This window comes from Colwellia sp. (assembly GCF_013214175.1).
GTDB lineage: Bacteria > Pseudomonadota > Gammaproteobacteria > Enterobacterales > Alteromonadaceae > Colwellia.
On sequence record NZ_JABSPA010000003.1, the window covers coordinates 29,148 to 41,719 of the forward strand.

General features: G+C 36.9%; 12 protein-coding genes. 10 read left to right on the plus strand and 2 right to left on the minus strand.

Features of this window, described 5'->3' with window-relative positions:
* Positions 1-291 precede the first annotated feature (291 nt).
* The gene (locus tag HRT55_RS08595) at positions 292-1,305 is read left to right on the plus strand and encodes an FHA domain-containing protein (protein ID WP_291620519.1); all 1,014 of its coding nucleotides are present in this window, start codon (positions 292-294) and stop codon (positions 1,303-1,305) included.
* Positions 1,298-4,003: a serine/threonine-protein kinase gene (locus HRT55_RS08600; protein WP_291620521.1), complete on the plus strand. Its 2,706-nt coding sequence runs from the start codon at positions 1,298-1,300 to the stop codon at positions 4,001-4,003. The genes HRT55_RS08595 and HRT55_RS08600 overlap by 8 nt, the downstream gene beginning before the upstream one ends.
* Before the next feature lie 9 nt (positions 4,004-4,012).
* Here the strand turns inward: HRT55_RS08600 and HRT55_RS08605 are convergent, their stop codons facing one another.
* Entirely contained in the window at positions 4,013-4,408 is a 396-nt protein-coding gene (locus HRT55_RS08605; RefSeq protein ID WP_291620524.1) for a hypothetical protein, read from the minus strand.
* 498 nt (positions 4,409-4,906) lie between these two features.
* Between HRT55_RS08605 and HRT55_RS08610 the strand changes: the two genes are divergently transcribed.
* The 8 genes from HRT55_RS08610 (at position 4,907) to HRT55_RS08645 (ending at position 9,858) form a co-directional block, all read left to right on the plus strand.
* Positions 4,907-5,281, plus strand: a complete 375-nt coding sequence (locus HRT55_RS08610; protein WP_291620526.1) for a hypothetical protein — start codon at positions 4,907-4,909, stop codon at positions 5,279-5,281.
* 90 nt (positions 5,282-5,371) lie between these two features.
* The gene (locus HRT55_RS08615; RefSeq protein ID WP_291620528.1) at positions 5,372-5,578 is read left to right on the plus strand and encodes a hypothetical protein; all 207 of its coding nucleotides are present in this window, start codon (positions 5,372-5,374) and stop codon (positions 5,576-5,578) included.
* Positions 5,579-6,042: 464 nt separating this feature from the next.
* On the plus strand, positions 6,043-8,121 hold the full coding sequence (locus HRT55_RS08620; RefSeq protein WP_291620530.1) for a winged helix-turn-helix domain-containing protein: 2,079 nt from the start codon (positions 6,043-6,045) through the stop codon (positions 8,119-8,121).
* Between the two features lie 76 nt (positions 8,122-8,197).
* Positions 8,198-8,368 (plus strand): hypothetical protein, encoded by a 171-nt coding sequence (locus tag HRT55_RS08625; RefSeq protein ID WP_291620532.1) that lies wholly within the window; start codon positions 8,198-8,200, stop codon positions 8,366-8,368.
* Positions 8,369-8,456: 88 nt separating this feature from the next.
* Positions 8,457-8,720, plus strand: a complete 264-nt coding sequence (locus tag HRT55_RS08630; RefSeq protein ID WP_291620534.1) for a hypothetical protein — start codon at positions 8,457-8,459, stop codon at positions 8,718-8,720.
* A gap of 44 nt (positions 8,721-8,764) precedes the next feature.
* Positions 8,765-9,130: a DUF6232 family protein gene (locus HRT55_RS08635; RefSeq protein ID WP_291620536.1), complete on the plus strand. Its 366-nt coding sequence runs from the start codon at positions 8,765-8,767 to the stop codon at positions 9,128-9,130.
* Positions 9,131-9,400: 270 nt separating this feature from the next.
* Entirely contained in the window at positions 9,401-9,550 is a 150-nt protein-coding gene (locus HRT55_RS08640) for a hypothetical protein (protein ID WP_291620538.1), read from the plus strand.
* Positions 9,551-9,600: 50 nt separating this feature from the next.
* On the plus strand, positions 9,601-9,858 hold the full coding sequence (locus tag HRT55_RS08645) for a hypothetical protein (RefSeq protein WP_291620540.1): 258 nt from the start codon (positions 9,601-9,603) through the stop codon (positions 9,856-9,858).
* A gap of 107 nt (positions 9,859-9,965) precedes the next feature.
* Here HRT55_RS08645 and HRT55_RS08650 read toward each other — a convergent pair whose 3' ends face one another.
* Positions 9,966-12,371, minus strand: coding sequence for a S9 family peptidase (locus HRT55_RS08650; protein ID WP_291620542.1), 2,406 nt, complete (start codon positions 12,369-12,371; stop codon positions 9,966-9,968).
* Positions 12,372-12,572: the final 201 nt, after the last annotated feature.

A 12,572-nucleotide genomic window follows, 5' to 3' on the forward strand; every position in this document is an offset into this window, starting at 1 on the left:
AGCACCTTCATTGGTAATTCAATAGGTACCATTTCAGTGGTGCAATGTCATAGCTGATTTAAGCGGGGGCTTTGTTGTAATTTGTTTCCTAAAAATGTCTCATATAATACCGATTAAAGGATAAAACATTGTATTTAGAGATAATTTTTTAAGCACTATTTTTAGGTCATGATTAGGGCGCAATGCGAGAAGTTACTATATTCACTAGAAGAGTCACTTATATTTATATACAATCAACCTTTCTATGCACTTTGCATCCCAGTATCAACTCAACGTATCAATGATAATAATATGGCTGCCATTTTAGATCTTAGTAGTAAAAACAAAGCGTTAAGTTATTTAAATGCCTGTCATTGCTTTGGCAGGTCGCCGACTAATGTTGATACTGTAATCAATGCTCAGGAAGTGTCTCGCATACACGCAGTAGTAGATTGGACTAATAATCAATGGCTTATTCGAGATATTAGTAATAATGGTACTTGGGTAAATAAACAAAAATTAGTAAAAGATACTCCGTATAAACTTAAGGTTGGCGATCAGATATTTTTCGCTTCAGGTGATAGCCACGGTTTTGCTATTCAAGACCTTAATCCTCCGCAAAATATGTTACTGCCTATTGACCAATATGGTGAGCAAGGAACTGAATCGCCAATTATTTTATCTGATGGTAATTTACTTCCTTCAGAAGAAAACCCTGAGATTGCTTTGTTTTATGTGCCGAGTAAAGACCAATGGTATAAAGAGTTTTTGGTTGATACCGACGGTAGTGCTTATCCTGTGGTAAATTCAGATTTATTATTTTTTGCTAACCAAAAGTGGCAGTTAAAATTAATTCCATTAACTGAAAATACTGTGCTCATGGCGAAAGCTAAGTTATCTGTTCATCAGATAAAATACCGCTTTAATTTAAGCCTAGATGAAGAAAATACTGAATTAACGGTTACTACTGATGATGAAAAATTCTCTTTAGCTACTAAAGCACATCATTACTTAACCTTAAGTTTGGCTAGACATAGAGATGAAGATGCTAAGCAAGGCATAGATGAAGATAATCAAGGTTGGCGCTTGCCAGAAGTGTTAACCAAAGAGTTAGGTTGTGATATCACCCTGTTTAATACTCATGTTTGCCGTGCTAAACAGCAATTTAGAGACATACTTGATGGTGCTTGTGATGGTGATGAATTAATTGAACGTAAAGGAAAGAAAATACGTTTTTCTGGGGTTAATTATCGTATTTATAAAGGCAATGAGCTGATTGTGAATCGCGGACAAGATAAAGTTTCACTTACGGTATTACATGGATAATAAGTTACCACATTACAGCAGAGAACGATTATTAGGTGAAGGTGGCATGGGTAAAGTTTACCTAGCCCAAGATAACCAGTTACAACGACAAGTTGCTATAAAAGAATTAACCTATCAACCAAAAGATGGAGAGGTTAATCATGCCCTGCAGGAAGCACGCTTATTAGCGCGTGTGAACCACGCTAATATTATCCAAATTTATAATATCCATGATGAAGGTGATCATATCACTTTAGTTATGGAGTATTTCAATAGTAAAACCTTGACGCAATTTCAACAGGAAAACTACTGTACCTTAGTACAAAAGCTAGATTTATTGCAGCAACTCTCAGCAGGACTAACGGCGGCACATAAAAACGATGTTATTCATTGTGATTTAAAACCTACTAATATATTGGTGAATGACCAAGGGCAGCTAAAGATCACAGATTTTGGTATTGCTTTAATTGCCAGCAAGGAAAGAAAAAATAGTGAGCCTTCAGCTAGTGGAGAACCTTCAGCCAGCGAAGAGCCGTTACTGTACGGCAGCTTGCTTTATATGTCGCCAGAGCAGATACAAAAAAAACCATTAGATTATCGTAGTGATATTTTCTCATTCGGTATTGTTGCTTATCAATTGATGATAGGGAGCCACCCCTTTGGCCGTGGCTCAGCGACAGATATTGCCGAAAGAATATGTCAACAAACGCCAGAGCATGCAAAAAATTTAATGTTAAACGCACCTATTGCCTTAACTGACTTGTTAATGGAAATGTTAGTTCAGCCCCTTGAACAACGAACATTAACCGCTAGCGTCATAGAAAATCGTTTAAAGCATATTAGAACAGCTTTAATACAAGCAGAGATGAGTGAGCAAGCAACATTACCTTTAGGTGAACTGCCGATACCTTCTCAACTCGCTGCTAATGAATACGCTACGCAGCCTATTCAGCAAGCCTTTATTCCTCAAGGTACGCAAAGTATTCAGCCAATTGAAAAACTACCAACGCCCTGGTTTAGACAGAGCAATATAGTCATTACTAGCATGACTATATTTTGCATTATGCTGATTGTACTTTATTGGCTTGATAAGACTAATGTAGTGGAAACCAAGCAAGTAGTTATACTAAAGCCAACGTTGTCAGACAGTTCAATAATGGCACCTATGCAACAAGATTTAGTTACTTCAGCGGTAGAAGATGCTTTACGACAAGCAGTAATAAATACCAAAGACATGTATTTAATTTCACAACGAGAAGTGAATGCCATTAGTAAAGCATACCCTGATAATTTAAATAAGCTTAGGCAAGCAACAGGTGCCACAGATATTATCTCAACCGAGTTAGAGTGTGATAACAGCCGTTGTAAAGTGAACTTTTCACGTTTGGTGGCTAAAGTAAAAAACAGTGATAGCGTTGAAAGGTTAACGGTAAAAGCTGAGAAAAACTGGCTTGCACCTATAGATAAATTTAATGCTATTTTTAGCACCAGCCAAACACAATTTGCTTCACTTTTCCCTCAGCACTCAGAGGTTAACCAATCAGCTTTAGTACAACGTCCTATTGATGAAGATGATTACCGAGATTACATAACACTCTATAGTGAAATTAAAGGTCAAGGCAATTATAGTGCAGAGAGTTTGGGGCAGTTAGAAGCTTTGTTAGCACGCTCTCCTTATTTATATGCGGCTTATGCCTTGTATCGAGATACCGCATTAGATCTGTATATTGATTCAAAGGATAAAAAGTACTTTCAACAATTAGATGTTTTATTAAAAAACTCACCACCTGAGTACCGTTACAGTGTTTTTGAAGCCATTGATAGATTTTGGTTAGCCTCTGATAGGGGGGATATGGCGGAAGCAAGGTTGCAAATCAGTGAAGCGAATAAAAGAGGCGCTGATGATTTAACCATTTTAGGTTTTGAAGCCTTTATGTCTTTTAATTCAGGACAGTATAATGAGGCAGCTAAATCCTATGCAAATGCCTTTAAATTAAGACCTAGCACAACACTATTAAACAATATTGCTTTTAGTTATTGGCGATTTGGGGATTTAGTTAAAGCTGAGGAATCACTAAATAAAATGCTTGAAATTGTCCCTGATAACTATATAGCACAGCAGTTACAAGCCAATATTTGGTTACTACAAGGACGACTTGAGTTGGCCATTACTGCTTATGAAAAAATAGTGGCTAGGATTAATAATGGCAGAGATATAACTAATTTAAGTTTAGCTTATGGTTTAAATAAACAATATGAGAAAGCATTAGATTTTGCTCAAAAAGCGTTAAAGCAAAACCCCAAGCACCCCTTTAATTTATTGAATTTAGCTGATATTGAAATGATGATGGGTAATAAAGAAATAGCATTACCTTATTATCAGCAAGTAGTTACTATTTTAGCAGGAGAAAGTGAGGTTAAATACTTACTGGGTTTAGCACAAGCTTATAGTCAACTAAAGCAAGCTAACTTGGCGATAGCGGCTTTAAGTAAAGCGCAACATTTAGCACCTGACAATGGTGAGGTATATTATAGTTCAGCTATTGTTTATAGCTTATTAAATGAAGATGCTTCGGCCATTCATCATGTTAAAGCCGCATTGAAAAATAATGTTGGCATTGTTTGGTTTAACCGTCCTTGGTTTGATCAGTTATGTGGCGAAGGTGAGTTTCAGCAGTTGATGAAGGATTATGATAATACTGGTCGATGCCTTAAGTAGCTTATAAATTTAATTTCGGATAATGCCGCCACCATCACTAATAATTCCTCTGGTAGACATTTGTCCATATGGCGAAACTTGTTCTTCTGCTACTTTTAACTCTTGAGTTGCGGCTACATTCTTAATGGTTACCATTTTTGCAAGCAGCTCAGGTGCGTACTCAGCTAAATATAACAATCTTTCTAATTGCGCCGCGTCAGAATCGGCCATTTGCATTATTTGTTGTAATAGTTTTGGCTCATTCAAGGCAATATCATTTAATCTATCAATTAACACCGGGTTGTTTTCGGCAATAGTGATTAGCATATCGGTTGAGTTCGCTGTGCTTGCTGCATTGGCACTAGATAAAAAAACACTGCTTGATAAAACCAAAATTACTGATAAAACTTTAATATATTTGTTCATGATATTTCCTACTACTATTTAGTGATAAGTATTCTTGCGATTGCGATAAGTAATACTCGTAATTAATTTGTGTCTGCTCTTGTGCCTAGATGGTGTCTAAATTTGTAATTAGTTGCTTAAAAGCTGAGGTAAATTTAAAGGTTTACGACCTCTCAAACCATGACAGCCGATTACAAACTACTTAATACTGCTCTTCACCTTGTTTTTCAATGTTTTCTTGTGCAATAAGTTGTTGTTAAATAATTGCTTATTAAATGTTTTTACTTTTGTGCAAATTTATCTTAATAATTGATGTAATTTTGTACTCGTAAGGGCGTGTCATTTTTTGTGATATTTTTGTGATGGAAATTTATAAATACTTCCATGTCAGCTTCAATGTCATTGGCCTTGTAATGCCGTGTAATGTTTTTTTGCTTTCAACTATGGAATAGTGCATTAAGGATAAAAACAATTAACTTCCCTGGAAGTATTCATACTTTCGATGGTAAGGAAATAACAATGCATGCACTATTATCAAGAGACTTAGACAAAGAGGTTGTATTAGCAGCAGGCAGCATTGCGGAAACGCAAAGGTTAACCAAGACAAATAGGAATGACAAAATGCAATGCACCCATGTTCACCTGAGGCAGTTAGATGAAAGTACACTGACAACCTTGGCTGAGCATAAAATGCATGGTAAAGGTCGGCATAAGTGTTGCCAATGCGCTTATAACTCAGGATTCAATCAAGGCTCGCTGTTGCAAAGCTTTATTAGTTTGGATATTGAAAGCTTAGGTGATGCACACGCAGGTTCGGATGGTCGTTATAAGAGTGTTCATCAAGCTTTTGCCCTAGGGTATAGCGATGGCGTTAATTCATTTATTCGAAGTTAACGGCATTTTTTTTAAATAGTTGCATAAGGTATAAGGAAGTTAAAAAGGCTCGATATTGTTTGTGGCCAATATTTGCAACCGGAGTAGTTCATGCAAAGTAGAAAAACACTAACAAGTAGGTCTGGATTTAATTTGATGCAAAAAGATATTTTAGATAGCAGCGGTAACGTCATAAGAACTTCTTATGAGGTGGAAGACGCTAATGAAGATGTTATAGGTCGTTTTGGCAGCTTAGCTGAGGCTGAGAAATTTATTAAGCTGTTATGTCACTTAAATTTTGAAGAAAAAGCCTTCTGAGTCTAGGTTTGAGTCTATAAGAGTTTATTCTCTCAAGACATTTAAATTGCTGTTGGCTTATCTGCGGAAAGCACGACACAATCCCAGTCGATTCAATCCAACTACTCTATTCGACTCTTATATTTAATAAAACTATTCGATAAACCTATTCGACAAAATCCCGCTTCAGAGTAATAAATGGCTATGGCCTTTTTTATATCCAATCATTCCCTGAAACTTGTTTCTATATTGAGTTTTTACCGTCGAAAACGGCTCCAGTTATAGCTTTACCATATTAGTCAGTGAACCATCTCAGAACCTATCATCTTCACTAGTAGAGTTACGGGTATTTATATACAATCAATTGCCCAATGTATTATTTTATTATTAATATGGAGCATTAAAAGTATCAAATTTAAGCTGCGTATTTTATTTAAAACCTGTTTGGCTAGTATGCTGAGCAATATATATGAATCGGTCAGTCAATGAATAATTCTATTAAGTATCACCTAGCCAATTTAATTTTCTGCCCAGCAACTAAAACAATTGCCAAGCCGGATGGCTCAATTGTAAAGTTGAGACCGCAACGAGCCAACATATTAGCTTTATTTATTGAGTATAAAGGGCAGCTAGTTACCTCTGAAATCCTGCATAGCCGCATATGGAAAAATCGTAAGGTAGAAGATAAAACGGTACAGGCCGCATTAACCAAGCTGAGAACAAGTTTAGGTTGGCGAGCAGGTGAAAACCTTATTAATGAAAGAAGTGAGGGCTATCGTTTAGTTTGTGAAGTAATAGAAGTTAATGAACCTACAGACACTCAAGCAGTAGCACCTCAAGAGCTAGTGGATAAAACAGTAAAAAAAGGCGGTATAACTAAATCTGTATATGCAGCAGTACTTGCTGTTATAGCAGTAGCATTTATAACAATGCAATACTTTGCTTTTAGCGCTAATCCGCCTGACACAGTTAGAGAATTTAGCACAAAGCCAATTACCTATATTAAAGGGCAGGAGCTAAAACCCAGCCTATCTCCTAATGGTAAATACCTGGCTTTTACTCATGCTAAAAATAAAACTTTACAATACCAGGTGAAAGTAAAGTTATCATCAAATAATAAGTTCTTATCTGTTGATGACGCATCCTTTTCAAGCTCTGCTAGTTGGAGTGCCAACGGTTCTACATTATATTATCAGGCGTTCGGAAATGAAGAATGTTTAGTTAAAAAAGTTCAGCTAATCGAAGAAATGATGTTTAGTAAACCTGAAGTTATTACGTCATGCGGTAAAGAAAAAAGTGAAAGCCCACTGGCTGTAGACAAAAATAATGAGTGGTTGTACTTCTCTTATAAAACAGCGCCAAATAAAGCGATGCACATTAAGAGAATCAATTTAATTACCGGCAAAGAACAGCAACTAACAAGCCCAACTGAAGATGCTTACGGCGACTATAGTTTAAGCTTGAGTCCTGATGGTAAAACCTTAGCGATATTAACGTTTGACGCTTCCGCTATTGGTCGTGTGTATACGATGGACTTGCAGACCAAAGAACAAATTTTGGCATTTAGTTATAAGCACCTTTTATATAATGTTGATTGGGCAAAGCATGGGAAATCTTTCTTTTATATAGATCAAGATGCTTATATCGTTCAATTCAACTTAGACAGCAAAGTGAAAACTCAAATAACCCAATTGAGCCAAAGCTCGCAAACAATACAAGTAATTGAAAACGGTAATTTTTTGGTAGGCTTTGGTGAGTTTTATATAAGTGATTTATATAAACGTAGATTGGGTACTTATAAAACAGTACAACTTCAAGAAAGCCATTTCAATGACCATTCAATAACACCAATAAGTGTTGCACCAGAACAATATGCCTTTGTTTCCAACCGTTCTGGGCTACAGCAAATTTGGCTTTATGATAACGGTAGTTTAAAACAGCTGACAGATTATAAAAATCAGCTATTAATCAAAGAACTGAATTTGTCTGGGGATAACACATCATTAGTTTATTTAACAAATTCAACAGTAAATGTGCTTGATTTAAGTGAGAGTATTTTTAAAAAAGTCACCACCAATGAAACACACTTTAGAAGTCCTATATGGCATTGCAATAACGAGACTATCCTAGCCACGACTAAAGTAAATGATGTTTGGTCTTTAGCTGAAATTATACCATCAACAGGAACTGTGGATATTCTATTGAAAGGTGTAACGAGTATTAAAGCGGATTGTAAAAATGATAAATATTATGTTGCCCAAGAAGAAAAGTTTGGCGTATTTTTATTAACAAACTTACTGGACAACATTCAAGACACACCTATTTTAGCAGATTATTATTTTGGTAGTGGCAGGCAGTGGTTAGTAGAAAACAATGTCGCTTACTTTGTAGACCAAAGAGTACTTTACTCAATGAACCTTACGACTCGGACTAAACCAGAAAAGCACATGGCCAATGTAAACATGGTCGGCTTTAACGTTGCATCCTCAAATATATACTTTAGTGAAAAAGTACTAAACGATTCATATATCGCTCAAATAACAGCCAAAGGCAGTAAAAAGTAGTAAACGGCAGTTATTTTTTTTAGCTCATTTGCAGTAACTTAAATCCATCTAAAATCATAAGTTAAAGATGGAAGCTATGAAAAAAATTATCTGTTTATTATCCCTTGCGCTATTAATTAGCAGCGCTTCAGCTCAAAACACTGCTCAATTAAATGATTTTAAAGGCACAACCAGTGCTGATAAAAAAGATCCAATAATCATCATACTTTGTATGCCTTTCCCATCTTGTGAAAAACTTGACGCTTAAGACGCTTAACTTGCCGAACAAATAACAAAGCGAACCATAACTTTCCCTTTCAATTATTCTCGCCTTCGTGGGCAAGGGAGTAAAAATAATGCATGCAATGTTATCGCTAGACCTAGATAAAAAGACCACTGCTATAGAACGAGAAAAGTTCTATGCCCACATAAGAGGTAGTGGCTGGATGAAACTTGCCAAGGTATCGACAACTTGGTTCACCAGTTATAAAGCAACGGTAAAAGAAGACAGAATCATCGCTGAAGTGAAACAAGACGTAGCCGCTGCAGCACGATATTCAGGGGTTACTGCTTATGATGCCGTGGTCAATGTTAGCCCATCAGAGCCAAGTTTATTTTAGTTATACCTAACTAATGGTGTTATCAATTGAAATGGGGAGCTGTCATGGAAGAAAAAATATTTTTAGACGCTGGTAATATTTCTGTCTCCAATAGTCGATTTATTGTCGATGGGCAAACCTATGCAATAGATAACGTTACTTCGGTAAAAACAGGAGTAGAACAAGCCAAGAAAGGCACAGGTATTTTAATTGGCTTAATTGGTGTTTTCGTTTTATTTTCAGCAAAACCTTTTCTATGGGGACTCGTTATTCTGATGTTCGCTACTTTAGCTTTAATAGGCGCTAGGAATAAATATTCAGTTGTTCTAAGTACTTCATCGGGAGAAAACCAAGCATTAACGAGTGAAGATAAAACACAGATTGAACAGGTTGTTTCAGCGTTAAATGAAGCAATAGTGAGTAGAGGATAAAGCTAACACTAGCACTAACACGTTTAGTCATTGGTGCCGCATATTGGTACTTTTATAACCTAAAGCCTAATTGTGCACATAACTATGTTCTAGATCAGTTAACTAAGTCAAAAAATAGGTTTGAATTCTTATTTTCTCCAATATATATCGAAGAACTTGAGGGGGTAGTGTTCATATGCCTTATGCGTTTTAGTTGGAAAATAAGTTATCAAAATTACTAGCGTAAAGCAGTATTAAATCAATTTATTAAAACCGAGAAAGGAGATAAGCATGGCTGTTAAACATATCCCTACAGACGTAGTACACCAAGAAAAAAAAGGTGGCACTACCGGCTGTGGCATTGATACCACAAGGAATAATGATCAGTGGATCGATTCACAGCAAAAAGTCACTTGTGATAAGAATGGTTGTAAGGATTAGGTTTTTATAAAAAGTAATCTTACGCAAATACAATTTAATAGGAATTAATAATGTCTTGTCCGCAACAGCACAGGTATAGCACTGACTTTGAGTCAATTCCTTATGATCAAAGTCAATTTAATGGGCGTCATAAATGCGCTGGGTGTGCATACGAACAAGGTCATATATTAGTACTTTCGAAAGCCCCATCTATAAATATCGCCTTTGAAGCTCTATCTGATAGTCAAGCAGGTACAGTAAGGTATAAAAGTGTTCAAGCTGTATTTTCAAGTGGGTATTTAGATGGTGTATTAGCTTCTTATAAGTAAACAAAGGGCAACTAGCTTCAAACTAGTTGCCCTTTTAGTTACTTTTTCAGCTCTTCACTCACAAAGCCTTAGATCTTCTCTTGCTCTCTGGCTCTCTGTCAGGAAAGTTACTTCTCTAACAAATGCTTTTTAAAGAACTCTGTCTTCATCGTTTTATAATGCAGCGTAGTACCTTTGCCTTCTCGTAAACTATGGCTACGGTTAGGGTAAGACATAAATTCAAACTGCTTGTTATATTCAACCAATTTATTGATTAAACGCTCACTGCCTTGGTAATGCACGTTGTCATCACCCGTACCATGTACTAGCAATAACTTACCTTGCAAGTTTTCCGCATGAGTAATCGGTGAGCCTTGCTTATAACCTTCAGCATGATCTTCTAACAAGCCTGAGTAACGCTCTTGGTATATAGTATCGTAAAGTAATTGATCAACTACGGGTGCTGATGAAATGCCGACATGATATTGCTCAGGGTATCTAAATAGCATATTTAAGGTCATAGAGCCGCCACCAGAATGTCCCCAAATGCCTACTCGGTCTGTGTCTATGTAAGACCAACGTTTTGCCATGGCTTTTAACGCATCACTTTGATCACGTGAAGATAAAATACCGACACCGCCATAAATAGACTTACGCCATTCTTGCCCTTTAGGTGCACGGGTACCGCGGTTATCAACAGATGCCACTATGAAACCTTGCTGGGTTAACATTTGGTCCCAGATAAAGGCATTACCGCGCCATTTGTCTTGTACTGTTTGTCCCCACGCTTCACCGTAAACATAAAAGATGATTGGGTATTTTTTACTAGCATCAAAGTTTGCCGGGCGGGTGATGTAACCGTCAAGTACTAGGCCGTCTTGTGCCTTAACTTGGAAGAACTCTGTTTGCGCAATATCTAGCTGTGCTAACTTAGCTTTTAACTTGTTGTTGGTCATTAAGCTGTGTTTTTTCTCATGCAAATTTTGTTCTGCAGATGAAACCTTGTCATCAGCAGGCATGCTAACTAAGTATTTACTGGTCGGTTTGGTAAAGCTTGAATAGCTATGAATTGCCCAGCTGCCGTTTTCTGCCATTTGATATTGATTAAAACCAGCATACTCTGTTGGTGTAACACGTTGGTTAGATAAGCTGCCGTCTAATTTACTGCGGTATAAATAGCGTTGCGAAACGTTTGTTGGTGAAGCAATAAAGTATAACCAGCCAGATTTTTCATCAACGGCTTTTATACTGGTAATATCAAACTCACCTTCAGTTAAATTGGTTACCGTTTTACCGTCACGTGAAATACGGTAAAGATGACGCCAGCCGCTACGTTCACTGGTCCAAATAAAGCTATTACCCTTGTCTAACCATCTAGCATCGTCAAAAAAATCTAAGAAGTTTTCTTCTTGCTCGGTCATTACTAACTTAACTTTACCGCTAGTGACGTTGGCTAGGTATAAGTGGTTGGTATCTTGTTTGCGATTAACATGTTGAACTAATATTTCGCTGCTATTACCTGACCAATTCATACGTGGGATGTACATATTACGCGAGTTGTTAGGTAGTTTTGTCCAGGTTGTTTTTTTACTGGCTAAATTGACAATGCCTACTTTTGCTAAGGCATTGTCTTCGCCTACTTTCGGGTAAGGGAATTTGGTTAATGTCGGGTATAAGGCATCAGTATTGTTGATCATGATGAAATCTTTGCTACCACTGGTGTCTAGTTGCCAGTAAGCGATTTTTTTACTGTCTGGGCTCCAGCGAAAGCCGTCACGGATCATAAACTCTTCTTCGTAAACCCAATCAAATAAGCCATTGATAATACCGTTGCCAGCACTGTTGGTTAGTTGAGTGATGCTCATGTCGTTAAGGCTTTGCACATAAATATTATTGTTCAGCACATAAGCGACTTGTTTGTTATCAGGTGAGAATTTGGCAAACATCAGTTGGCTCTTAGCGACGTTTTTCCCGCCCAGTTGGCTAAGTTTGTTATTACTGAAATCAAATAACCAATAATCGCCACGACTGTTTGAACGCCAAACTTTTTCGCTATTGGTATAAATTAATAATTTGCTGTGATCTTTTGAGAAAAGGTAATCGTCTATAGTCAGGGCTGCTTCTGCACCTTGGGGTGTTAACTGCTTGGCGGTTACGAGCACAGTGCGAGTTAATGTTTTAGAGTCATATCGCACTATGTCCTTACTTATATTCTCTTCATGAACAGCTTGGTCTTTTTGTTCGTGCTCGCTCTTTATTTCAATATCGCTAGCTTCGCTTTCTTTTGAGTCTTCTATAGCAAGATAGCCACTACCGTCTTTTAGCCAGCGAATTTGGCCAATTTTTTCTGATTTAAAAGCTTTATCTTGATAAATGCTTTTAAGGGTAAGCGCAGAGCCTGTTTGCTTAGCGATTGATTGTTCATCGTCGCCACCTGTGCTTTGACAAGCTGAAAGTGACAAAGCAATAGCCGCAGTAAGCAGCAATTTTGTCGATAACTTAGTGAATGAAGAGGTTAAGTGTGTTTGTAGCATAGTTTTCCTTAAGCTTGGCAATACGGGCTGTAATTTCAAGCAAACACTATAAATTGTATACAATTCATGTTCAAGTGAAAGGCGATGAGTCACCATTCTTTATTGATGAAATACTTATCTTTTAATTAACGTTGAATTAGCGTTGAAATTAGCTGTAGCTGATAAATATAATATTCGCGCTATTGAAATAGAATTGTTAGG

Coding starts and splice junctions, on each gene's coding strand:
- HRT55_RS08595 (WP_291620519.1), top strand. CDS start 292: ATGGCTGCCATTTTAGATCTTAGTAGTAAAAACAAAGCGTTAAGTTAT.
- HRT55_RS08600 (WP_291620521.1), top strand. CDS start 1,298: ATGGATAATAAGTTACCACATTACAGCAGAGAACGATTATTAGGTGAA.
- HRT55_RS08605 (WP_291620524.1), bottom strand. CDS start 4,408: ATGAACAAATATATTAAAGTTTTATCAGTAATTTTGGTTTTATCAAGC.
- HRT55_RS08610 (WP_291620526.1), top strand. CDS start 4,907: ATGCATGCACTATTATCAAGAGACTTAGACAAAGAGGTTGTATTAGCA.
- HRT55_RS08615 (WP_291620528.1), top strand. CDS start 5,372: ATGCAAAGTAGAAAAACACTAACAAGTAGGTCTGGATTTAATTTGATG.
- HRT55_RS08620 (WP_291620530.1), top strand. CDS start 6,043: ATGAATAATTCTATTAAGTATCACCTAGCCAATTTAATTTTCTGCCCA.
- HRT55_RS08625 (WP_291620532.1), top strand. CDS start 8,198: ATGAAAAAAATTATCTGTTTATTATCCCTTGCGCTATTAATTAGCAGC.
- HRT55_RS08630 (WP_291620534.1), top strand. CDS start 8,457: ATGCATGCAATGTTATCGCTAGACCTAGATAAAAAGACCACTGCTATA.
- HRT55_RS08635 (WP_291620536.1), top strand. CDS start 8,765: ATGGAAGAAAAAATATTTTTAGACGCTGGTAATATTTCTGTCTCCAAT.
- HRT55_RS08640 (WP_291620538.1), top strand. CDS start 9,401: ATGGCTGTTAAACATATCCCTACAGACGTAGTACACCAAGAAAAAAAA.
- HRT55_RS08645 (WP_291620540.1), top strand. CDS start 9,601: ATGTCTTGTCCGCAACAGCACAGGTATAGCACTGACTTTGAGTCAATT.
- HRT55_RS08650 (WP_291620542.1), bottom strand. CDS start 12,371: ATGCTACAAACACACTTAACCTCTTCATTCACTAAGTTATCGACAAAA.